Origin of the sequence: Rhodanobacter sp. FW104-R8 (assembly GCF_001617365.1) — a bacterium.
Taxonomy (GTDB): domain Bacteria; phylum Pseudomonadota; class Gammaproteobacteria; order Xanthomonadales; family Rhodanobacteraceae; genus Rhodanobacter.
In genome coordinates, this window is record NZ_LVJR01000120.1 from 20,891 (window position 1) to 44,158 (window position 23,268).

16 protein-coding genes and 1 tRNA gene are annotated in these 23,268 nt (G+C 66.6%); 14 read left to right on the forward strand and 3 right to left on the reverse strand.

Features of this window, described 5'->3' with window-relative positions; translation table 11 throughout:
* Nucleotides 1-387: 387 nt before the first annotated feature.
* Nucleotides 388-2,388, reverse strand: coding sequence for a bifunctional 2',3'-cyclic-nucleotide 2'-phosphodiesterase/3'-nucleotidase (locus RHOFW104R8_RS15720; RefSeq protein WP_068094509.1), 2,001 nt, complete (start codon nucleotides 2,386-2,388; stop codon nucleotides 388-390).
* 230 nt (nucleotides 2,389-2,618) lie between these two features.
* Between RHOFW104R8_RS15720 and RHOFW104R8_RS15725 the strand changes: the two genes are divergently transcribed.
* The 8 genes from RHOFW104R8_RS15725 to RHOFW104R8_RS15765 all read left to right on the forward strand — a co-directional run bounded on the left by RHOFW104R8_RS15725 (nucleotide 2,619) and on the right by RHOFW104R8_RS15765 (nucleotide 14,064).
* Nucleotides 2,619-4,325, forward strand: coding sequence for a sulfatase-like hydrolase/transferase (locus RHOFW104R8_RS15725; RefSeq protein WP_068094511.1), 1,707 nt, complete (start codon nucleotides 2,619-2,621; stop codon nucleotides 4,323-4,325).
* A gap of 146 nt (nucleotides 4,326-4,471) precedes the next feature.
* Nucleotides 4,472-4,735, forward strand: a complete 264-nt coding sequence (locus RHOFW104R8_RS15730) for a DUF4226 domain-containing protein (protein ID WP_068094513.1) — start codon at nucleotides 4,472-4,474, stop codon at nucleotides 4,733-4,735.
* Nucleotides 4,736-4,793: 58 nt separating this feature from the next.
* A complete protein-coding gene (locus tag RHOFW104R8_RS15735; protein WP_068094631.1) occupies nucleotides 4,794-6,551 on the forward strand; it encodes an alkaline phosphatase in 1,758 nt (585 codons plus the stop codon).
* 149 nt (nucleotides 6,552-6,700) lie between these two features.
* Nucleotides 6,701-7,747: a glycerophosphodiester phosphodiesterase gene (locus tag RHOFW104R8_RS15740; protein ID WP_235604433.1), complete on the forward strand. Its 1,047-nt coding sequence runs from the start codon at nucleotides 6,701-6,703 to the stop codon at nucleotides 7,745-7,747.
* A 272-nt stretch (nucleotides 7,748-8,019) separates the two neighbouring features.
* Nucleotides 8,020-10,278 (forward strand): TonB-dependent receptor, encoded by a 2,259-nt coding sequence (locus RHOFW104R8_RS15750; RefSeq protein WP_068094525.1) that lies wholly within the window; start codon nucleotides 8,020-8,022, stop codon nucleotides 10,276-10,278.
* Between the two features lie 55 nt (nucleotides 10,279-10,333).
* Nucleotides 10,334-11,113 (forward strand): lysoplasmalogenase, encoded by a 780-nt coding sequence (locus tag RHOFW104R8_RS15755; RefSeq protein WP_068094527.1) that lies wholly within the window; start codon nucleotides 10,334-10,336, stop codon nucleotides 11,111-11,113.
* Nucleotides 11,110-12,396 (forward strand): sterol desaturase family protein, encoded by a 1,287-nt coding sequence (locus tag RHOFW104R8_RS15760; RefSeq protein WP_068094633.1) that lies wholly within the window; start codon nucleotides 11,110-11,112, stop codon nucleotides 12,394-12,396. The genes RHOFW104R8_RS15755 and RHOFW104R8_RS15760 overlap by 4 nt, the downstream gene beginning before the upstream one ends.
* Before the next feature lie 159 nt (nucleotides 12,397-12,555).
* The gene (locus tag RHOFW104R8_RS15765; protein ID WP_068094530.1) at nucleotides 12,556-14,064 is read left to right on the forward strand and encodes an amino acid permease; all 1,509 of its coding nucleotides are present in this window, start codon (nucleotides 12,556-12,558) and stop codon (nucleotides 14,062-14,064) included.
* A gap of 12 nt (nucleotides 14,065-14,076) precedes the next feature.
* Here the strand turns inward: RHOFW104R8_RS15765 and RHOFW104R8_RS15770 are convergent, their stop codons facing one another.
* Nucleotides 14,077-15,147 (reverse strand): diguanylate cyclase, encoded by a 1,071-nt coding sequence (locus RHOFW104R8_RS15770; protein WP_068094532.1) that lies wholly within the window; start codon nucleotides 15,145-15,147, stop codon nucleotides 14,077-14,079.
* Between the two features lie 277 nt (nucleotides 15,148-15,424).
* On the opposite strand from RHOFW104R8_RS15770, the gene RHOFW104R8_RS15775 reads away from it, so the two are divergent.
* Nucleotides 15,425-17,323, forward strand: a complete 1,899-nt coding sequence (locus RHOFW104R8_RS15775; protein ID WP_068094534.1) for a M61 family metallopeptidase — start codon at nucleotides 15,425-15,427, stop codon at nucleotides 17,321-17,323.
* Nucleotides 17,324-17,488: 165 nt separating this feature from the next.
* A tRNA-Arg gene (locus RHOFW104R8_RS15780) sits at nucleotides 17,489-17,565 on the forward strand.
* A gap of 187 nt (nucleotides 17,566-17,752) precedes the next feature.
* Here RHOFW104R8_RS15780 and RHOFW104R8_RS15785 read toward each other — a convergent pair.
* Nucleotides 17,753-19,711 carry an AAA family ATPase gene (locus tag RHOFW104R8_RS15785; protein WP_068094536.1) on the reverse strand — a complete coding sequence of 653 codons (1,959 nt, stop codon included), beginning with the start codon at nucleotides 19,709-19,711 and terminating at the stop codon, nucleotides 17,753-17,755.
* A 151-nt stretch (nucleotides 19,712-19,862) separates the two neighbouring features.
* Here RHOFW104R8_RS15785 and RHOFW104R8_RS17645 point away from each other — a divergent pair, with 151 nt between their 5' ends.
* The 4 genes from RHOFW104R8_RS17645 to RHOFW104R8_RS15805 are packed head-to-tail and all read left to right on the forward strand — an operon-like array spanning nucleotide 19,863 to nucleotide 23,267.
* Nucleotides 19,863-20,192 (forward strand): hypothetical protein, encoded by a 330-nt coding sequence (locus tag RHOFW104R8_RS17645; protein ID WP_068098924.1) that lies wholly within the window; start codon nucleotides 19,863-19,865, stop codon nucleotides 20,190-20,192.
* Nucleotides 20,193-20,245: 53 nt separating this feature from the next.
* Nucleotides 20,246-20,833: a restriction endonuclease subunit S gene (locus RHOFW104R8_RS15795; protein WP_068094541.1), complete on the forward strand. Its 588-nt coding sequence runs from the start codon at nucleotides 20,246-20,248 to the stop codon at nucleotides 20,831-20,833.
* Between the two features lie 18 nt (nucleotides 20,834-20,851).
* A complete protein-coding gene (locus RHOFW104R8_RS15800; protein WP_068094543.1) occupies nucleotides 20,852-22,432 on the forward strand; it encodes a type I restriction-modification system subunit M in 1,581 nt (526 codons plus the stop codon).
* Entirely contained in the window at nucleotides 22,425-23,267 is an 843-nt protein-coding gene (locus tag RHOFW104R8_RS15805) for a BRO family protein (RefSeq protein WP_068094547.1), read from the forward strand. Before RHOFW104R8_RS15800 ends, RHOFW104R8_RS15805 begins: the two co-directional genes overlap by 8 nt.
* The last annotated feature ends 1 nt before the right edge of the window (nucleotide 23,268 follow it).

A 23,268-nucleotide genomic window follows, 5' to 3' on the forward strand; every position in this document is an offset into this window, starting at 1 on the left:
GGGGTCCCTTGCGCGGCGGTGAGTTGGGGACGACAGGCCGCGCCAGCGGGCGTTGCCAGGGATGGCAACGCCTTTTCGCACGGGCAGGCGACGGCATGGATGCCGGAGTTGAGGCAACGCAGGAGCAGTTGCCCGAGCCTGCTCGAAAAGCCCGGCCCCGACTCACGGACTTGCCGGGCAGGAGCCCGGCAAGCGCCAAGCGGGGTGCCCCTCTCTTTGGTTACTTTCTCTCGGGCAAGCGAGAGAAAGTGACTCGCCCTCCGAAGGAGGACGAAAGCTCTTGCTCTTCTAGTGTGCATACCAGCGCAGAAGGGAAGGGCGGCGAACCATGCAGCCCCTCGGTTCGAGCAACCCGGACGTCAGTGCGGTTTCCCGCGCGCGCCAGCGTCAGTGCGACAAGTCAATCGCATACGTCGCGGTGCCGTCGCCGTGATCCTTCAGCTGGCGGATGTTGCCGAGGCCCGCTTCGCGCGCCACGGCCTGCTTGCCGCTGGCGTCGGTGAACACGACCGGGCCGCGGGTCTTCAGCGGGGCGAACTGCCATGACGTCGGTTCGAGGTCCTTCGCGCCGATCCGCTTGTGGCGTTCCAGCCACTTCGCCAGGATCTCGCGGGTGCCGTCGGGGGCGGCCAGCACGATGTTGCTGCCGTCGAGGCCGGGGAAATGGCCGCCGCCGCTCGCGCGGTAGTTGTTGGTGACCACGACGAACGGCTGGCTCGGCTCGACCGGCTTGCCCTGGAAGGTCAGCGTGGTGATGCGCTGGCCGACCGGCTTCGAGACGTCGATGACGTAGTGGATGCCACCCTGGATCTGGTCGAAGTTGTAGCCGGTGTAGCGGCTGTTGATCAGCGCCTGCTCGCCGGCCTTCGCCGGGTCGATCCGGTTGAAGCGTTCGGCGGATTTTTCCAGCCAGGCCTTGAGCCCGGTGCCGTCGATTTTCACCGCGGCCAGCGTGTTCGGATAGAAGTACAGGTCGGCGGCGCTGCGCAGGGTGAGCGGGCCGGGCGCGACGTCGGTGTAGTCGTCGGGACCGCCGAAGCCGGTGCGGAACGCGGCGGCGGCGGACAGCACCGGCACGTTCGCCAGCTCGGGGTGCGAGCGCGGCAGTTCGCTGCGCACGTAGTCGGCCTGGGCTGCGTTGACCGGCGCCAGCGCGGTCATGTTGCCTTCGTCGGCGAAGTGGCTGCTCATGCGCAGCGCGCTTTCGCCGATCGGCGTGTTGACGTAGGCGATCGCCGCCTCGTGCGCCTGCCGCACCCGCGGCGCGATCGCGGGGTCGGCCGGCACGCACGCGTTCTTCTGCGGGCAGATGCGCCGCACCTCGCTGTGGCTTTCCGCGTGGTCGACCACCCAGCGGCCTTCCTTGCGGTCCAGCACCAGCCGGATCACGCCCAGGTCCTTGCCGAAGAAGTCCGCCATCACCGCCGGCACGCCGCGCACCAGGCCGCGCTGGGCGTCGACATCCTTCAGGCCGGCGTAGCGCGGGCCGGGGAATTCGGCGTGCGAGTGGCCAAGCAGCAACGCGTCGATGCCGGGCACGCCGGCCAGATGCCAGCCGGCGTTTTCCATGTCCGGGGTGTACGGCGCGGTGTCCAGGCCGCCGTGCAGGATCGCCACCACCAGGTCGGGATGCTGCGCTTGCAGTTCCGGCAGGTACTTTTGCGCGGCCTCGATCACGCCGCTGACGGTGACCTTGCCGGCCAGGTTCTGCTTGTCCCAGTCCATGATCGGCGGCGGGGTGAAGCCGATGATGCCGACCTTCAGCGGCACGCTGAGCTTGCTGCCGTCGGCCGTGTACGCCTCGATGTGCTTTGTCACCACCGTCCACGGCTGGAAGATCGGCTTGCCGTCGCGCGCGCTGTAGACGTTGGCCAGCACCAGCGGGAAGCGCGGGCCGGCGCAGCGCTCGCGGTGGCCGCCATCGACGTTCATCGGCGTGCCGGTGACCTGCGACAGGAAGCGCAGGCCGTAGTTGAACTCGTGGTTGCCGGCGGTGCCGCCGTCGTAGCCCATCGCGTCCATCGCCTGGTAGATCGCCAGCTCCTGCGCGCAGGTCACCGGTTTCACCAGCGCCTGGTAGTCGGCCAGCACGCTGCCCTGGATGGTGTCGCCGCTGTCGAACAGGAAGGTGTTGGGGAACTCGGCGCGGGCGCGGCGGATCAGCGTGGCGGTGCGCTCGTAGCCGAGCGAGGCGTCCGGCTTCAGCTTGTAGTAGTCGTAGCTGAGCACGTTCGCGTGCACGTCGGTGGTCTCCAGGATCGCCACGCTCGCGCGCGCGCCGTCGGGCGTCCTGCCGCCCTGCCAGGGCAGCCCGGCGCAGCCGGCGAGCAGGGCGGCGGCAGCGAGGGCGAGCAGCGGGGCGGCGAACGGGAACGGGCGTGGCGACATGGGGGTTCCGTGAAGTGCGGGGTCCAGGCCGCGGGAAGGTAGCAGATCGGCATGACGGGTTGCCGGCGCCGCGGAGGCTTTCCCCCGCGGGCCCGGGGCGAGGCCGCCCGCACCCCGGTGCGATCCCCAACGGCAGTGGAACGGCATGCCCCGGTGTCCGATCCGTTGCCGTTGCAAGTCAGTAGGATGACGCCAAGGTGACATCCGGTCCTGCAGGGGGACTCCGACCCATGCCTCGAATCCCGTTGTGTGCTGCGCGAACAGGTGCGGTGGCGCTGTGCGCATTGGCCTTTTTCGCGCTCAGCGTCGCGTGCACCGCCTGGCAGGAGCCGCTCCCGCTGCAGCGGGCCTTCATCGCGGGACTGATGCTGTGCATCTTCGGCATGCTGCTGTTCGCCTTCGGCCGCTTCGCCACTGCGCTGCTGGTCGGCGGCGGGTTGTTCCTGCTGCTGAAGTCCGTAGCGGTGCTGAAGCTGCGCTACCTCGACTCGCAGCTGATGCCGTCGGACTTCGTCTATTACGTGCGCAGCAGCCTGCTCGACACGCTGCTGCATTATCCGCACTTGTATGTCGCGGCCTTCGGCGTGGTCGCGCTGCTGCCGCTGCTGTACCTGGCATGGCGCTGGGACTGGCGCGTGCTGGCGCCGCTGCGGCCGCGCCATGCCGCCGGCATGCGGGTCGGCGGCACGGCGCTGTATGCGCTGGCGTTCTGGCTGTGCCTGCTGCCCACCGGGCCGTTCGCGCAGGTCCATTCGCGCAACGCGTGGGAGAAGATGTCCGACGACGCGCAGCTGACCAACTTCTTCGTCAACCTGCACGACGCCGGCGTGCAACTGCCGCCGATGGCCGACGAGGCCACGGCCGAGGGCGACTGGGGCGCCACCGCATCGGGCCGCGCGGGCGGCGCGCCACCGTACCCGGACATCGTGCAGGTGCTGGAGGAGAGCACGTTCGACCCGTCGATCTTCGATGCCTGCGGCATGCCGGCGTGCCGTGCCGCGATGTTCCGCCCCGACGCGCGCACCCGCGCGCACGGCATGCTGCGCGTGCATACCTTCGGCGGCGGTACCTGGGTCAGCGAGTTCGCCGCGCTGACCGGCATGCCGCAGGACATCTTCGGCCCCGGCGGCATGTACGCGCCCTACGTGCTGGCGCCGAACGTACGCGACGCGCTGGCGCTGCAGCTGCGCCGGCTCGGCTACCTCACCATCGGCATCTATCCCACCGGCGCCGATTTCATCAACGGGCGCAACGCATACCGGGCCTATGGCTTCGACCACCTGTACGGCGCCGACGAGCTGGGCCTGGAGGAGTGGGAGGAGAGCGACGCGCAGATGTTCGCGGCGGCGAAACGCATCTACGACAAGGTGAAGACGCCGGGGCAGCCGGTATTCGTGATGATCCTGACGCTGAACCAGCACGGCCCGCACGACCACCAGCCGATGTCGAAGCTGCCCAAGCCCTACCGCAACCTGCTGCGCGGGCTGTCGCGCGATGCGGCGCTGAACTTCGACGCCTACCTGGCGCGCCTGCACGCCTCGGACACGGCGATGCGCGCTCTGGAGCACGCCTTCCTCGACCGTCCGCAGCCGACCGTGCTGCTGCACTTCGGCGACCACCAGCCTTCCTTCAACGGCCTGATCCGCAACCTGCCGCGGCGGTTGCCGGCCGACCTGCAGCCGTACCGCGACTACCTCACCTACTACATGCTGAAGAGCAACTTCGCCGGGCCGCCGCTGCCGCAGTACCCGCTGCTCGATATCGCGTTCCTGCCTAGCATGGTGCTTGAGGCCGCCGGCGTGCCGGCCGACGCGTACTTCGCCGCGTCGACCGGGCTGCGCGACCGTTGCGACGGCCGCTACGACGACTGCGCGGTGCCCGGCCTGCTGGCGTCCTACCACGCGTGGACGATCGGGCGGTTGCACGTCTACCAGTGAACGGGCGGCGACGCGCTCTCGCCACGGGCGACCGGGAGCGGCAGTTTCGGCCGCGATCGGGCAGCGGGGCAGGCCGTCGCGGCGGCCATGGACCGCGTGCCGCGGGCGTCGGACAACGCTGGCAGGCGTCTTGCTTGCGATCCGGCATGAACAAGCGCAAGCCCGAATCCGCTGAAACCTCCGACCCAGGCATGGAACAGCGGATGGCCGACAGCGACCTGTCGGACGGCACCCGGCGCTTCCTGCGCCACCTCCACGCGGCCGAGCGGCAGATCAACGAGGTGTTCGAGCAGGCGCACCGGGACGGCGGGGCGGAGGCGCAGCTGGGCGAGGCATATCGCAGGATGTACGGCGCCGATGGCGCGTCGGCCCCGGTCACGCCGGTGCCACGGAAAGTTCGCATGCCATGATTAGGATCGCGGGCGATTCGCGTGGCTGTTCACGCGACGCCCCATGAAGAAGATCCGCATGCCCCGTTTCCTGTCCTGCCTCCGTCCGGCCCTGCTGGGCGCCTGCCTGTCCCTGCTCGGCGCCTGCGCCAGCCAGCCGTTGTCCGCGCCGTCGGCGTCGACGGCCACGATCGCGGTGCCGGCGATCCAGCGGCCGCAGGGCGAAACGGCGTCGTGGTGGTTCCGCAGCGGCGCGGCGCAGGCCGCGCTGGCCTCCGCGCAGGCGAACGCGAACGGCCAGCGCGCGAAGAACGTGATCGTGTTCCTCGGCGACGGCATGAGCATCCCCACCATCGCCGCCGCGCACGTGCTGGCCGGCGAGCGCGCCGGCACGGATGGCGAGAGCTACCGGCTGAGCTTCGAGAAGTTTCCGTTCAGCGCGCTGAGTCGCACCTACGAGACCGACCAGCAGACGCCCGACTCGGCCGGCACCATGACCGCGATCATGACCGGGGTGAAGACCCGCGCCGGCTACATCGGCGTGTCGCAGGTGCCGAAGCGGCAGGACTGCGCCGGCAGCCGTGGACAGGAACTGGTCACCGCGCTGGAGCTGGCGGCCTCGGCCGGCATGGCCACCGGCGCGGTCACCACCACGCGGATCACCCACGCCACCCCGGCCGCCACCTACGGCCATCTGCCCGAGCGCAACTGGGAGGTGGACGCCGACCTCAGCGAGGCGGCGAAGGCCGCCGGGTGCAAGGATTTTGCCGCGCAGCTGATCGACTTCCCGGTCGCCGGCGGCCTCACCGTGGCGATGGGCGGCGGCCGCACCGAATTCATGCCGGCGGGCGCGGACGACCCGGAATACCCGACCAGCGTGGGCCAGCGCCTCGACGGCCGCGACCTGATCGGCGAATGGACGTCCCGGCACCCGGACGGCAGGTACGTGTGGAACGCGGCGCAGCTGAAGGCGCTGGACCTTGCGCGCACGCCGCGCCTGCTCGGTCTGTTCGAACCCTCGCACATGAACTACGAGCACGAGCGCCCGCACGACAAGGCCGGCGAGCCCAGTCTGGCCGAGATGACGGCCAGCGCGATCGAAGTGCTGAAGCGCAACCCGAACGGCTTCTTCCTGATGGTCGAGGGCGGCCGCATCGACCATGCGCTGCACGCCGGCAACGCGTATCGCGCGCTGGACGAGACGATCGCCTTCGCCGACGCGGTGCAGGCCGCGCTGCAGCACACCGACCCGGCCGAGACGCTGATCGTGGTCACCGCCGACCACAGCCACACCATGACCTTCGCCGGCTACCCGCGCCGCGGCAACCCGATCCTGGGCAAGGTCGTGGGCCACACCGACAGCTTCGACGACGAAAGCGCGCCGGGCATGGCGCGTGACGCCACCGGCTTGCCGTACACCACGCTGGGCTTCGCCAACGGCCCGGGCAACACCGGCGCCAGCGAGCGGCAGCCGGAGGGCAGCAAGCGCTACCCGCACAACCCGCGCGAGTACGACGCGATCGGCAAGGGCCGCCCCGACCTGCGCAAGGTCGACACCACCGACCCCGACTACATGCAGGAAGCGACCGTGCCGCTGAAGGCCGAGACGCACGGCGGCGAGGACGTGGCGATCTTCGCCACCGGCCCCGGCGCCGCGGCGTTCCACGGCGAGCTGGAGCAGAACGTGATCTTCCACGTGATGGTGCAGCACACGCCGCGGCTGCGCGCCGAATTGTGCCGGCTCGGCAGCTGCAACGCCGACGGCGTGCCGGTGGACCAGCCGAACTGGCAGCAATGGCTGAAGCTCGGCTCCGCCGCGGCCGCCTCGCCGCTGTAAAGACCGTTACACATGCGGCCGGCAGAGTCGGTGCCTTGCCCGTGCCGCCAGGCCGGGCATCCCGCCGATCTGCAGGAACCGCACGCATGCCGTCATCTTCGTTCGCGAAACACTTATGCTTGGCCGTCCTCCTGATCGGATTCGCCGGCATGTCCAACGCCACGGGAGCCGAGACGCCGCTGGCCGCCAAGGTGCTGGTGATCGGCCACCGCGGCGCCAGCGCGCTGCGGCCGGAGCACACGCTGGCCTCCTACGGCAAGGCGATCGCCGACGGCGCCGACTTCATCGAGCCCGACCTGGTGATGACGCGGGACGGCGTGCCGGTGGCGCGCCATGAAAACGAGATCGGCGGCACCACCGATGTCGCCCGGCATCCGGAATTCGCCGCGCGCAAGACCACCAAAACCATCGACGGCCAGCCGGTCACCGGCTGGTTCACCGAGGACTTCACTCTCGCCGAGCTGAAGACGCTGCGCGCGCGCGAACGCCTGCCGGAGTTGCGCGGCACCCGCTACGACGGCCAGTTCCAGATCCCCACGCTGGACGAGATCATCGACTTCGTCGCCGCCGAGTCGGCAACGCAGGGACGGTTGATCGGCATCATTCCCGAGATCAAGCACGGCACGTATTTCCAGAAGGCCGGTCTGCCGATGGAGGATCGCGTGCTGGCGATCCTCGCCGCGCACGCGTACACGCGCACGGTGCCGGTGGAGATCCAGTCGTTCGAGATCGCCAACCTCAAATACCTGCGCAGCAAGCTCGGCCGCGACCACCGCAACATCCGCCTGCTGCAGCTGATCGACGACGCCGACCAGCAACCGTACGACGTGGCCGCGGCCGGCGGCCGGCTGACCTACGGCGGGATGACGACGCCGGCCGGCCTGCGCGAGATCGCCGGCTACGCCGATGCGATCGGCCCGAGCATCCGCGCGATCATCCCGCTGGCCGGCGACGGCACGCTCGGCCGGCCGACCTCGCTGGTGCACGACGCGCACGCGGCGAAGCTGGAGCTGCACCCCTACACATTCCGCCCGGAGAACCAGTTCCAGGCGAAGAACTTCCGGCAGGGCAGCGACCCGAAGACGTTCAACGAGGCCGGCTCGATCGCCGAGATCCGTGCTTACCTCGACGCCGGCATCGATGCGTTCTTCACCGACGATCCGGCGATCGGGCGCAAGGCGCTGGACGGGCGCTGAACGTTTCCCGCCGGCTCGCGCGCCGATATCGGCGCGCCGGCGCGTGTGCGGGCTGCCGTCACGCGGTCCTGGTCGACAACGCGATCATCGCTGAATTCGCGTCGACCATACGGACGTCCATCCGAAAAGATGACATTCGGCTGTAAGGCTCCATACACAAAACACCGCCATGCTTGTGCGTACGGTCGCTGAGGGCGGCTGTTATCCCATTCCACATATTGATGTCGTGGCTTCCCGCGATCGCGGGCGGCTGCGCCAAAGGATGCATGCGCATGTCCATCAACAAACGCTTCTTCCGCAGGACCGCTCTTGCCCTGGCGCTGTTCGCCGTGCTGGATGGCGCGGCGCTGGCCGCACCGGCTGACAACGATGCGCCGGCGCCCACCACCGACAAGGCCCGCACGCTGGAGTCGGTGTCGGTGATCGGGCAGGGCGAGACCCGCCAGGTCCAGCGCATCACCGTGCAGGACGTGAAGGTGCTGCCGCCGGGCTCCAGCCCGCTGAAGCTGCTGGCGAAGCTGCCGGGCGTGCATTTCGAATCGGCCGATTCGTTCGGCAACTACGAGTGGTCCACCCGCATCAGCCTGCGCGGCTTCAACCAGACCCGGCTCGGCTTCACGCTGGACGGCATTCCGCTGGGCGACATGAGCTACGGCAACAACAACGGCCTGCACATCAGCCGCGCGCTGATCGCCGAGAACCTGGGCGGCGCCGAGCTGGCCGCCGGCATCGGCGCGCTGGGCACCGCCTCCACCGGCAACCTCGGCGGCACCGTGCAGTTCTACTCGACCGATCCGACGAGCAACTACGGCGTGACGCTGGCGCAGAGCGTCGGCAGCGACAGCGCACTGCGCACCTACGCGCGGCTGGACACCGGCGACCACCAGGGCTTCGCGATGTACCTCTCCGGCGCCTATGCCGACAGCGACAAGTGGAAGGGCGACGGCGCGCAGAAGCAGCAGCAGTTCAACGGCAAGGCGGTATACGACTTCGGCGACAACCATCTCGCCGCGCTGCTGAATACGTCCAGCCGCAACGAGACCGACTACCAGGACCTGTCGCTGGACATGCAGCGGCGGCTGGGCTGGAACTGGGACAACTACGCGCCGGACTGGCAGCGCGCGGTGAACGCGGCGAAGGGCATCTTCACCGGCGGCGTCAACAACCTGGACGATGCGTACTACGCCGGCCGCGGCCTGCGCGACGACAGCCTGGCCGGCCTGTTCGGCGACTTCGGCCTGGCCGAGGGCGTGCGCCTGAAGGCCACCGGCTACTACCACAGCAACCGCGGCCAGGGGCACTGGTTCACGCCGTACCAGACCTCGTTCGCGGGCACGCCGCAGGAGACGCCGATCTCGATCCGCACCACCGAGTACGGCATCGACCGCTGGGGCTCGATCGCCTCGCTGGGCTGGGACCTCGGCAACCACCACCTCGAAGGCGGCTTCTGGTACGAGAACAGCCACCACACGGTGCAGCGCAACTTCTATTTCATCGCCGGCCCGGTGGACGACCAGTACTTCCTGCACAACCCGAACATCCGCAAGTTCTACCAGCACTACGAGACCGAGACGCACCAGCTGTACCTGCAGGACAGCATCACCCTGCTCGACGGCAGGCTGCACGTCGACGTGGGCGTCAAGAGCCCGCAGACGCGCACCCGCACGCACGCCGTGGTGGGCAGCTACGCGAACGGCGAGCTGACCGCGGACAAATCGCTGCTTCCGCAGCTCGGCGCCAGCTACAAGCTGGGTGGACAGGATGAACTGTTCGCCTCCTATGCGCAGAACATCGCCGCTTTCCAGGCCGGCGTGAGCGGGCCGTTCGCCACCACCCAGGCTGCGTTCGACGTGATCAGCGGCAAGCTCAAGCCCGAGCAGTCGCGCACCGTCGAGGCCGGCTGGCGCCATGCTGAGGAGCTGTTCGAAGGCTCGCTGGCACTGTACGACGTGAAGTTCGACCACCGCTTGCTGGCGATCCAGCAGTGCTCGTCCGGCATCCAGGGTTGCCCGTCTGCCTATGCGAACGTCGGCTCGGTGACCAGCCGCGGCGCCGAGCTGACCTTCATCCTGAAGCCGGCCAGCGACCTGCGCTGGTACAACGCGCTGTCGTACAACCGCTCGCGCTACGACAGCGACTACCTCAACGGCACCACCGTGGTGGCGACCCGGGGCAAGACCGTGGTCGACAGCCCGAAGCAGCTGTTCTCCTCGGAGATCGCCTGGACGCCGGGCGCGTGGGACCTGCGCCTGTCCGCCAACTATACCGGCAAGCGCTACTACACCTACGTCAACGACGCCTCGGTGCCGTCGTACTGGCTGTTCAACGCCGCCGCGGCGTACGACTTCGGCAAGCTGGGCGTGGCCGAGGACCTGAAACTGGCGCTCAACGTCACCAACCTCGCCGGCAAGCACTACTACGGCACGATCGGCTCCAACGGCTTCACCGCGACGGACCCGACCGGCGAGTTCGCCACCTTGCAGGTGGGTGCGCCGCGCGCGGCGATGCTGACCGCCACCGTGCGCTTCTGACCGGTCGCCGGTCGCGCCGGGCGCCGCCATCCACTGCGATGGCGGCGCCCTCGTTATGATCGGCCGGGTATCGTCCACGGTGCCCTGCATGGTCGCGACGGCTTCCCGCTCCTTGTTGCCCGCCGGCATGCGCCGGCTCGCGTTCGCCACCTCGTGCGCGGCGGCTGCGGCCATCGCCGGCGCGCTGCTGGCGACGGGCGGGGCTGGCCAGGGCTGGCTGTGGTTGCACTGGATCGGCAAGCCGCTGGCTACCGCGCTGATCTTCGTGCTGGCGTGGCGCGCGCGGCCCGCGGCGTCGCCGCGTTACCGGCGGCGGGTGCTGGCCGGCATCGCCTGTTCGCTGGCGGGCGATGTATTGCTGATGCTGCCGGGCGACCTGTTCGTGCCGGGGCTGCTGGCATTCCTGTGCGGCCACCTGTGCTTCATCGCCGCGTTCCTCGACGACAGCCGTTTCGGCGCGCGGCCATGGCTGCTGCTGGCCAGCCTCGGTTACGGCGCGGCGAACCTGGCCCTGCTGTGGGATGCGATCGGTGCGCCGCTGCGCGCGCCGGTGATCGTCTATGTGGCGGTGCTGGCGGCCATGGCTGGCCAGGCGCTGGGGCGGGCACGGGTGTTCGCCCGGCGCGGCGACGTGCAGGCGCCGGCCGCGCGGCTGGCCGCGCTCGGCGCGCTGGCGTTCATGCTCAGTGACAGCGTGCTGGCGTGGAACCGCTTCCACGGTGCGATCCCGTGGTCCAGCCTGTGGGTGCTGTCGGCGTATTATCTGGCCTTGTGGTGGATCGCGCGCTCGGTGCGGCGCGTCGACACGGCGAGCAAGGCGGGGGCGGCGAAGTGAATACGCAGGAACTCATCATCACCTGGGCCACCCCGGTGTTCTTTCTGCTGATCGGGATCGAGCTGCTGGTGGCGAAGCTGCGCGGGCGCGAGGCGTATGCCACCAACGATGCGATCAACAGCATCGGGCTGGGGGTGATCTCGCAGCTGGTCGGCGTGTTCGGCAAGCTGCTGACGATCGGCATCTATGCCTGGTGCGTCGGGCACCTGGCGTTGTTCGCGCTGCCGGAGAACAACTTGCTGGTGTGGCTCGGCGCGCTGCTGTTGTACGACCTCTGCTACTACTGGCTGCACCGCTGCGGGCACCGGGTGAACATCCTGTGGGCCGCGCACGTGGTGCATCACCAGAGCGAGCGCTACAACCTGTCCACCGCGCTGCGCCAGACCGGCAGCGGCGTGCTGCTGGGCTGGCTGTTCTACCTGCCGCTGGCCGTGCTCGGCGTGCCGCTGAAGGTGTTCGTGGTGGTGGCGCTGATCGACCTGCTGTACCAGTTCTGGGTGCACACCGAGCAGATCGGCCGGCTCGGCTGGTTCGACCGGGTGTTCTGCTCGCCGTCCAACCACCGGGCCCACCACGCGGTGAACGACCGCTACCTCGACCGCAACTACGGCGGCATCCTGATCGTGTGGGATCGCCTGTTCGGCACCTTCGTGGAGGAGGACGACGGCGACCCGCCGGTGTACGGCACCCGTTCGCCGCTGCACAGCTGGAATCCGCTGTGGGCGAACGCCGAGGTGTACTGGCATGCCGCGGTGGACGCCTGGCACGCGCGGCGCTGGCGCGACAAGCTGCTGGTGTGGATCAAGCCGCCGGGCTGGCGTCCCGCCGACGTGGCAGCGCGCTACCCGAAGCCGGCATTCGCGCTGCCCACCGAGCGCTACGACCCGCCGTTGCCGCGGTCGCTGAAGCTCTACGTGCTGCTGCAATTCGCCCTGCTGCTGGGCATGACCACGCAGTTCCTCGGCATGGCCGGCACGGCCAGCCTGCCGGCGCTGCTTGGCTACGCGGTCTACCTGGTGGCTGGCCTGTGCGTGACCGGCGCGCTGATGGAAGGCCGGCGCTGGGCGCCATGGGCGGAAGGCGTGCGCGTGCTGGCCACCGCCGTGGTACCGCTGCTCAGCGGACGCTGGTTCGGCATCGTCCATCTGGACGGCCGGATCGCGCTGGCGATCGCGGTGGTGTTCGGACTCAGTGCAGTCGCACTGCCATGGCTGCGTTCGTCATCGGCCCGCGCGGGCGTGGCCGCCGTTCCCGCTGAACTCGCAACCGCCCCGCTGCGGTAGGGCGGGCACGGCCCGCCGGCTGTTTGTCTTGACAAGGTGGCGAGTCGTGCCCGCCCTGTCGGGTTCGCGTGGACCTTCGGCGGCGACCGTGCTGCACCGCGCTGTGTGCCCGCATGCGCATTCGCTATGATCGCCGTTTGCCAACTCGGGGGGCGGGCGATGGGATTCTTCAGCAAGCTGGTGCGCCACAAGACGGTCGAGCAGTTGCAGGCGGAGGCCGGCACGCGTGGTGATTTCCGCCGCGTGCTGGGCTTGTGGCAGCTCACCGCGATCGGCATCGGGGGCATCATCGGCGTCGGCATCTTCGTGCTGGCCGGCCAGCAGGCGGCGATGAACGCCGGCCCCGCGGTGGCGATCAGCTTCCTGATCGCCGGCTTCGGCAGCGCCTGCGCCGCGCTGTGCTACGCCGAGTTCGCCGGGCTGATCCCGGTCACCGGCAGCGCCTATACCTACGGCTACGCCGTGCTGGGCGAGTTCGCCGCCTGGATCATCGGCTGGGACCTGCTGCTGGAATACGCGCTGGTGGTGGCGGTGGTGGCGATCGGATGGTCCGGCTACGTGCAGGTGCTGCTGGCCTCGGCCGGCGCGCACCTGCCGGAGTGGGCGCAGCAGAGCATGAGCGCGCAGACCATGGAGTACTACCTGCAGCAGCTGTTCGGCCTGCACGGTTCGACGGCGATCGCCGCGCCCAGCGACGGCCACCGCTTCAACGTGATCGCCGCGGCGGTGTCGCTGGCGGTCGCCGTGCTGCTGACCGTGCGCACCGAGTGGGGCGCGCGCTTCAACACGCTGGTGGTGGCGATCAAGGTGATCGGCGTGCTGCTGGTGGTGCTGGTCGGCGTGTTCTACATCGACACCGCGAACTGGCACCCGTTCGTGCCGGCGCGGGTGGTCGACGCCGCCACCGGCATCGGCCACTTCGGCTGGCAGGGCGTGCTGACCGGCGCCAGCGTGGTGTTCTTCGCGGTGTTCGGCTACGACACGCTGACCACCGCGGCAGAGGAGTCGAGGAACCCGCAGCGCGACCTGCCGCGCGCGGTGCTGCTGTCGCTGGCGATCGCGATGGTGCTGTACATCGCGGTGTCGCTGGTGCTGACCGGCATCAGCCACTACAGCAGGCTGGGCGGCGAGGCCTCGGTATCCGACGCGTTCGAGCAGATCGGCCTGCACTGGCTCAGCGTGACCATCGCGGCGGCGGCAGTGATCGGCGTCACCAGCGTGCTGTTCGCCTTCATGCTGGGCGCGGCGCGGATCTGGTTCGCGCTGGCCCGCGACGGCCTGCTGCCGACCTGGTTCGCCAGGGTCAGCCCGCGCTTCGGCACGCCGGCGCGGCCGACCCTGATCCTGGGAGTGTTCACCGCGCTGGTCGCCGGCTTGCTGCCGATCGGCGAGGTGGCCGAGCTGGTCAACATTGGCACGCTCAGCGCCTTCATCATCATCTGCGCCTCGATCATGCTGCTGCGCGTGCGCCGCCCCGACCTGCAGCGCAACTTCAGGACCCCGGCGGTGTGGTTCACCGCGCCGCTCGGCATCGTGTTCTCCGTCGCGCTGATCTACGGCCTGCCGTGGATCACCTACGAGCGCTTCATCGTCTGGATGGCGGTGGGCTGCGTGATCTACTTCGCCTACGGCATCCGCCGCAGCAAGCTGGCGGCGGCCGGAGGCTGAACCCGGCCGGGGTCAGGCAATGACGACCCGGTCGCGGCCGTCGCGCTTGGCCTGGCGCATCGCCTGGTCGGCGCGGGCCAGCAGGGTTTCGATGGCTTCGTCGGCCTGGCCGCATTCGGCCACGCCGATGCTCACGGTCAACGGGCCGTCCGGGCGCCGGATCTCGTGCATCGACTGGCGCAGCTGCTCGGCGCGTGCGCCGGCCTGCTGCAGGTCGAGGCCGGGCAGCAGCATCGCGAACTCCTCGCCGCCGATACGGCCGATCAGGTCGCCCTGGCGCATCTGCCGGCGCATCGTCGTGGCCAGCGCGATCAGCGCGGCATCCCCCGCGGCGTGGCCGTGGTCGTCGTTGAGCGGCTTGAAGTGGTCGGCATCCAGGTAAAGCACGCACACCGGCTGCTGCCGGCGACGGATATCGCCCAGCGCGAGTCGCGCCAGTTCCAGGAAGCGGTTGCGCACCAGCAGGCCGGTGAGGCCATCGGTGTTGGCCTGCTCGCGCAGCTGGCGCTCAAGCCGGAACTGCTCGAACAGGGTGCGCGCCATGAACGCGCGCAGCACCGTCGACAGCGCGATCGCGATCGCCATGTAGACCAGGTACTGGAAGACCTGCGCGCTGTCGGCGTTGCCGAACAGCAGCATCGGCAGCGGCCCCAGCGCGCACAGCAGCATGGCGGCGACGAAATCCCAGCGGCCCAGCCAGATCACCGACGACGCCACCGGCAGCAGCAGCCCGGGCAGCACCACGGACTGCCGGTGTATGTCGTCCATGCCGTTGAGGTTGATGCCGATCTCCAGCAGCAGGACGCACAGCAAGGTCAGCGCGCTGAGCAGGCGCGGCTGCCGCACGTGCCGGGTCGATGCGGCCACCAGCAGCAGCGGCGCCAGCGGCGCGAGGCGCAGCCACAGCGGCAACGGCGAGTGGCGCACCAGGGTGCTGGCGGTGACCGCCACCAGATAGGCCAGCGCGCCCACCAGCATCAGGGCGTGGATCATCGGCCCCATCTGCCGTGCCAGGTAGTGGCTGTACTCGCGGCGCTGCTCCGTGTCGTCGGCTTGCCGGAGGTGCTTGAACAAGGCGTGCATGCGGGTTCTTTCGGATGGAGAGCCGGGAGGCTCGACCCAAGCCGAGCAAGATGGATGCCAGATCCCGGCCATGGGCCGGAACGGGTTCGTGCGCGAGCCATGCTCGTGACCTTCGGCAGGGGTGAAGCCCGGCGTTGCCGGTCTAGCATCGACGCCTCGGATGCCTGCCGCGGCAGTCTTTGCGGCACGGATTCCCGGAGCCCGCCTGGCCTGGACGGCCTCTCGACGCAGACCCCGGCTCGCCCGGCAGGCTCCCATTTTCCACCCGGAGAACGCATTGAAAGCCACCCGCCTCGCTTCCGCCCTCGCCGCCGCCGCTCTCGGCCTGGCCAGTTTCGCCGCGCTTGCCGATGTCCCTGCGCCGCGGGATGTGCCGTATCAGGGCACCTTGAAGATCAAAGTGGACGCTACCGACGTGGCGCGCCGGATCTTCCGCGTGCACGAGGTGATTCCGGCGCAGCCGGGGCCGCTGACCCTGCTGTATCCGCAGTGGCTGCCCGGCAACCATTCGCCCAGCGGTCCGGTCGACAAGCTGGCCGGCCTGGTGGTGACCGCGAACGGCAAGCCGCTGCCGTGGAAGCGCGACACGCTGGACGTCTACGCCTTCCACGTCGAGGTGCCCGAGGGCGCCAGCAGCGTCGAGGTGTCGTTCCAGTTCCTGTCGCCGCAGAGCACCCGCCAGGGCCGCGTGGTGATGACGCCGGAAATGCTGAACCTGCAGTGGAACGCCAACACGGTGTACCCGGCCGGCTATTTCGCCGGGCGCATCATGGCCGAGGCCAGCGTGACCTTCCCCGCCGGCTGGCAGTTCGGCAGCGCCTTGGAAGTGGCCTCGCGCGACGGCGACACCGTGCACTTCAAGCCGATCGCGTACGACGACCTGGTCGATTCGCCGATCTACGCCGGCAAGTACTTCAAGCGCGTGGACCTGGACCCGGGCGCGAAGGCGCCGGTGCACCTCAACATCGTGGCGGACGCGCCGAAGTACCTGGAGATCACCCCGCAGCAGCTGAAGCTGCACCAGAACCTGGTGCAGCAGATGTACAAGCTGTACGGCGCGCATCACTACAACCACTACGACTTCCTGCTCTCGCTCAGCGACAAGATGAGCGGCAATGGCCTGGAGCACCACCGTTCCAGCGAGAACGGCACCGGCACCGGCTACTTCACCGAGTTGGACAAGAACGCCCTGGGCCGCGACCTGCTGCCGCACGAGTTCAACCACTCGTGGGACGGCAAGTACCGCCGCGGCGCCGACCTCGCCACGCCGAACTTCAACGTGCCGATGCAGGATTCGCTGCTGTGGGTCTACGAGGGCCAGACCCAGTTCTGGGGCCAGGTGATGGCGGCACGCTCGGGCCTGTGGAACCTGGAGCAGGCGCACGACATGCTTGCCTTCGTCGCCGCCACCTACGACCGCGGCCGTCCCGGCCTGGCCAGCTGGCGCAACGTGCAGGACACCACCAACGACCCGATCATCGCCAAGCGCGCGCCGCTGCCGTACCGCAACTACCAGGGCAGCGAGGACTACTACTCCGCCGGCCAGATGATCTGGCTCGACGTCGACGCCAAGCTGCGCGACCTCAGCAAGGGCAAGCATGCCATCGACGATTTCGCCAAGGCGTTCTTCGGCATGGACAACGGCCAGTGGGACGTCAACACCTACACCTTCGAGGACGTGGTGAAGACGCTCAACGACATCCAGCCGTTCGACTGGGCCAGCTACCTGCGCAGCCGCCTTGACGGCCACGGTCCGCTGACCGGCGGCATCGAGAGTCACGGCTGGAAGCTGGTCTACACCGACAAGCCGTCCGCCGCGTTGAAGGCGATCGAGGCGCGCCGGCACGTCGCCGACCTCACCTATTCGCTCGGCCTCTCGGTGGGCAAGGACGGCGGCATCGCCGACGTGCTGTGGGACAGCCCCGCGTTCAAGGCCGGCATCTCGCCCGGCATGACGGTGGTCGCCGTCAACAGCCACGACTACGATCCCGACGCGCTGAAGGATGCCGTCACCGCCGCCGCGAAGGACAAGAACCAGCCGGTCGAGCTGCTGGTGAAGAACTTCGACCAGTACCAGACCGTGCGCATCGACTACCACGACGGCCTGAAGTACCCGCACCTGGTCCGCGACGCCAGCCGGCCCGATACCTTGGGCGAGCTGCTCAAGGCCCGCTGATGCCGCGCCTTGCGCCCTTCCCCTGACGGGAGAGGGCGCCGGAGCGAGGGCACGGCCGAAGCGCCACCCCGCGCCGTGCCGCGCATGCCGTCCGGCGGCAACTCGGCTATACTGCGCTCCCCCGCGGTGCCGGCCTCCGGCCACAGCCCGCGCGCGGCTTTGCATGCGCCCGTAGCTCAGCTGGATAGAGTACTGCCCTCCGAAGGCAGGGGTCGTGGGTTCGAATCCCGCCGGGCGCACCATCCTTTTGCGAACGAACCGACGCGGTGGACAAATCACCATAAAGTGTCACTTTTGACGCTTTATGCCGTCTCGGGTTCTGACACGAATTGCCGTTTTTTCGTTATGGTCCATAGCGTTGGATCGTGGAATGCCCACGACTGAGTGTCACTTAGTGCTGTATGTTGCTGGATGGCTTGGCGAAGGCAGTTACAGCACCTCGACGACCTTTGCAAAAAGTCGCTCGAAACGCCCTAGCGCATCAGGTTTGAGTCCCGTGGCCGTCAGCGCCGGTAGCACGGCCTGGGCGACACGGTAGTGGTTGAAGCCACCATCCTTCAACAGCGTAATACTCTTCGTCTTCAGCCAATGGTTGATGCGTTCAATCATGCGTGGCTGCTCGCTCAGCTCGGCGACCGTCAAAGTGACACCGTTGAGTTCCTTGGCGTAGGCCTGATTGAACGCTGCGATATAGGCGTCGGCCGGTAGAAGGTCTTCGATGTCGGCCTCGCCCGCCTGCGACTCAAGGAACATCGAAAAGTCAAGGACACGTTTGCGTTCGATGAGCTTCTGGCGGACCAGGTCCTCAAGCCTCTGGTGTGGGGTGGCGGCGCGGTCGTGTAGCACCACAAGCTTCAGCTTGTTCGATCCGAGAAGTGCGACAAAAGTGGCGAGCTTGTCTAGGCCGCCGACTGGCACCAGGATCGCGTCCCCCAGGCCTTGTTTGCCTTCGGCTTCCAGCAATGCGCTCACATGCTGCAGCAGGATCAGGTCGGCGGGACCTTCGATCAATATGTTCTTCTTTGCGATGAACAGATTCTGCGCAATGGAGTATCCGAGCGCGGCCTGCAGGGGAAACACGCTTTCGTCCGACGAGCCAGCTAGGTCGCCGGTAACTTTAGTGCCATCCTTGATGCGATCCTCGACGACACGCACATCTTCAAGGCGCGCACTGTCCACCATGAACGGCGAGTGCGTCGAGTAGATAATCTGGTGCTGCTCCGACAGCTCGCGTATATAGGCTAGAAAGTCGGCTTGTGCCAACGCGTGCAGATTCAGGCCCGGTTCGTCGAGAAGCAGCACGAGAGCATCCTTTGTCGCGGCGCGCGACTGAACGGCGTCGAACCAGACCAGGAAGCTGAAGAACCAGATGAAGCCTTTGCTACGCTGGTCAAACGGAACTGTCACACCGTGCCGGCGGTTCTTGATGCGAATGTAAAGATTGACGCCGCTGTTGTATGGCGCAACATCCTTGGCGTCGCTTTTGAGATCGAACTCGACATCCAGATCCTGATTCTGTTTCCAGAACTCGAAGATTTTCTGCGTGATGTTCAGCCCAATTGCCTCTAGCTTGGCTTTTGCGGTTTCGTAGCCTTCGTCGCTCATCAGCTCCTGTAGCGTTGTGCCGGCAAGTTGTAAGAGGCCTTGCGCCGTTTCGTCGGCATCCGTCAGTTTGCCTGCGGCTGCACGCTGTTGCAGCGCCGGCAAGTTGATCTTGCCTTCAAGCAGCTTGTAGTCGTCAAAATAGAGGAATTTCGGCAGTGCCGGCGAAAGGTACGCTCTCCATATATATCCCTTGACGAGATCCCAGCCGGAATCCTTGACGTCGCGAGCACGCCATTGCGTAACGAAAGTGGCGAGCTTGCTATCCGCTGGCAAAGTCAGAGCTTCGATCTTTGTCAGCACATCGACGAGTGTGCGCGCTCCGGCGAAGACTTCGTCCTTGTGCTCCAAGTCGCCGAGCGACTGCTTCAGGGCAGCCAATGCCGCATTCTGGTCAATCTGGAATCCGATGCTGCTCGTGTTGGCGATGGTCGTGTCGCGTGTAAACGTGGTACCAGCAGCGACGATCTCGGCGCCCCCAAAGGCTTCCTTGTTGATCTTATCGGCCAGTGCCTTCTCAATGCGGAATGTCAGCTCGACGACTTGCTGATAATTCTCGGCGTCGTGCTGCGGCCGGTAGTGCACCAAGTCCTTGCGCGGGTAGTCGGCGACGAAGTCGTACTTGGCGGTACCGAGCGGCATGGCCTTGTGCAGCGCTTCGAGGAACGCGGTCTTGCCGGACTCGTTCTTGCCGACCAGTACTGTCACGTCGTCTGCGAGCGCCACAGGCGTCGAGTCCTCAATGGACTTGTATTTCCAGACCTGCACTTTGATTAGCGTTAGCACAATTCCTCCGAAGGTAATCTTGTTGGGATCCGGATTCTGGCGGGCTCCGTGATCAGTCCCGAAAGCGTCCAACTCAATGCTTGTGTAGGAAAGTCACCGTAGCCTCGGGCGGTCGCTCCACACTGCGGCCTGGATATCCAGTGCACATGCGTTGATTCAATTGATCATCAGAAGTGCGATTGCTTGGCCGGGGATCAGCGTCTACTTCTTCCTCTGCGTGAGCGCGCTACCCGCCAAAGTCTTCGTGACCCGATTTGTCCGGCCGTCGTCCAGCGCCTTGGCGGCCTTGCTGGCAACAGAGGTCGAGGTTTCCTTGTTAGTTCGCGATTGCGCCAGGACGCTACCGGCCAAGGACTTGGCTGTGCTGCTTGAACCCGGATTCCGAAGGACGCTTGAGGCTTCATGCGACACGCGGCTGGATGTCTTTTCGCTCTTTGCCATCTCGATCACCACTAAATGCATCAATACGATTGATGCTTAATTTATGCGAGAACATAGTTGTCTATCTAGCGCATGTCAAGTAATATTCGCATCATGTCGAATGACGCATATCAAACAGAACTCCAAGCCTTGGCCGATATCCGCCAAGGTCACCCGTTCCGAAGTGCGATCACCGAGACACCAGGCGGTTCCGTTGCCGTGGTTCAGATGAAAGATGTATCGCCGACTGGTCTCAAAAATCGCGACGAGCTGGTACGCACCGAAATCCGTGGGCGCAAGGAGCCCGACTGGCTGCAGGAAGGGGATCTCCTGTTCACCGCCCGAGGGGCATCGAACTACGCCTGCGTGGTAACCGGGCTACCTGGTCGCACGGTCTGTACCCCTCACCTGTATGTGTTGCGGCTGAAGCAGCATGGGCAAGTGCTTCCGGAGTTCCTGGCGTGGCAACTCAACCAAGGGCCCGTCCAGCGCTATTGGGCACAAGCCGCCGAAGGCAGTTCCCAGCTCAGCATCCGCAAGCCGGTACTCGAGGCCGTCCCCATCAAGGTGTTCCCCATCGGCAAACAACAGGCGGTCGTCGCTCTGGCCAAGCTCGCCGCCGCCGAACAACAAGTGCTGCAATCCCTGCTCCGGAATCGTGACATGGAACTGGCAGCCGTCGCCGAGCAGCTGCTCGGTTGAATCAGTAGAGGATCGAAGATGAGCGTGAAAGACATCGCCCAGGACATCATCAACGCTGCCGTCTGGTCGGCGTGCGACACATTCCGTGGCACCGTGGATCCAAGCGTCTACAAGGACTACGTCCTTACGATGCTGTTCCTCAAGTACGTCTCGGACGTCTGGCAGGACCATTACGACGGCTACAAGGCCGAGTACGGTGATCATCCCGAGTTGATTGAGGAGATGCTCAAGAACGAGCGTTTCGTGTTGCCGTCACGGGCCAACTTCTACGCGCTCCATGAGCAGCGGCACTCGCCAGGCAACGGCGAGCGCATCGACAAGGCGTTGCACGCTATCGAGGAAGCCAACATTGGCAAGCTGCGCGACGTGTTCCAGGACATCAGTTTCAACTCGACCAAGCTGGGTGACGAGCAGCAGAAGAACGATATCCTGCGCCACCTGCTGGAAGACTTTGCTAAGCCGGAGCTCAACCTACGTCCCAGTCGCGTCGGCACGCTGGACATCATCGGCAATGCCTACGAATTCCTGATCAAGAACTTCGCCTCCAGCAGCGGCAAGAAGGCGGGCGAGTTCTACACGCCGCCGGAAGTCTCCACCCTGATGGCGAGGTTGATGGACCCGCAGGAGGGTGACGAAATCAGCGACCCCACCTGTGGCTCGGGCTCGCTGCTGCTCAAGGTCGGCCGCCTGATCCGCGAGCGGTCTGGTTCGCGCAAATACGCACTCTATGGCCAGGAAGCCATAGGCAGCACCTGGGCGCTGGCCAAGATGAACATGTTTCTGCATGGCGAGGACAACCATCGCATCGAGTGGGGCGACACCATCCGCAACCCCAAGCTGCTTGATGGTGAAACCACGCGGGATCCGTTCTCGGCGGTACGCGGGAAATCAAAATCGGCGTCGCAGCACTCAACAAAGCCGGCCAGCCTCAAGCACTTCGACATCGTCGTGGCCAATCCGCCGTTCTCGCTGGAGAAGTGGGGTCATGAAGGTGCAGACATTGACCCCTTCGGCCGCTTCCGCCGTGGCGTTCCACCGCGCACCAAGGGTGACTACGCCTTCATCCTGCACATGATCGAAACCATGAAGCCACGCACCGGCCGCATGGCCGTGGTGGTTCCGCATGGCGTGCTGTTTCGCGGCGCGGCCGAAGGGCGACTGCGCAAGCAGTTGATCGACGAGAACCTGCTCGACATCGTGATTGGGCTGCCCGAAAAGCTGTTCTACGGCACCGGCATTCCCGCCGCCGTCCTCGTCTTCCGCAAGAAGAAGACGGACGACAAGGTGCTGTTCGTCGACGCCAGCCGCGACTACGAAGACGGCAAGAACCAGAATTTCCTGCGTGACATCGATCTGCAGCGCATCCTCGACACCGTCAAGGCCCGCGCCAACGTCGACAAGTACGCCTATCTCGCCACGCCGGCCGAGATCGCGGAGAACGACTACAACCTCAACATCCCGCGCTACGTCGACACCTTCGAGGAGGAGGAAGAAATCGACCTGATGGCCGTGCGCAAGGAACGACGGGAATTGAAGGCCGAGCTGGCCAGGCTGGAAGAGCAGATGGCCGGTTACCTGAAGGAGCTGGGCTATGAGTAAGCAAGAGAAAACACCCGCCGACAACGCGCCAACCGCGTTTGAAAGCCAGGTCGTTCGTCGTACCTGGCATGAAGGCGAATGGTGGTTCGCCATCGTCGACGTGGTCGGCGCTCTGACCGACTCGGTTCAGCCTGAGGGCTATCTGAAAGATTTACGCAAGCGGGACGCGGGTTTAGCCGAAGGGTGGGGGCAAATTGCCTCCCCCCTTCGTCTGACCACCCCGGGCGGCGTGCAACTGCTCAATTGCGCCAACATGGAGGGCGTGCTGCGGGTCATTCAGTCCATCCCCTCGCCCAAGGCAGAGCCTTTCAAGCGCTGGCTGGCGCAAGTGGGTTACGAGCGCATCCAGCAGGTGGATTCCGCCAACGCATTCTCGGCACTCAGTGAGGATCAACGACGACTCATGCTGCGCGACGAGCTCTCGCAGCACAACAAACACCTTGCCGCCGCCGCACAGCAAGCCGGCGTGGCAACTCCCGTTGATTACGCCGTGTTCCAGAACCATGGCTACCAGGGCCTTTACGGCGGGCTCGGCAACAAGGAGATTCACGCGCGCAAGGGGCTGAAGAAGAGCCAGAAGATCCTTGACCACATGGGCAGTACCGAACTGGCCGCCAACCTGTTCCGCGCCACCCAGACCGAAGACAAGCTCAAGCACGAGGGCGTCCAGGGAAAATCGGCCGCCAATCGCACCCACTTCGAAGTGGGCACGAAGGTCCGCAAGGCCATTGCCGACATCGGCGGCACCATGCCCGAACAGCTTCCGGTGCCAGACAAAAGCATCAAGCAGATCGAACGCGAGCGGAACAAGCGCATCGGTAAGGGCAAGGCATGAG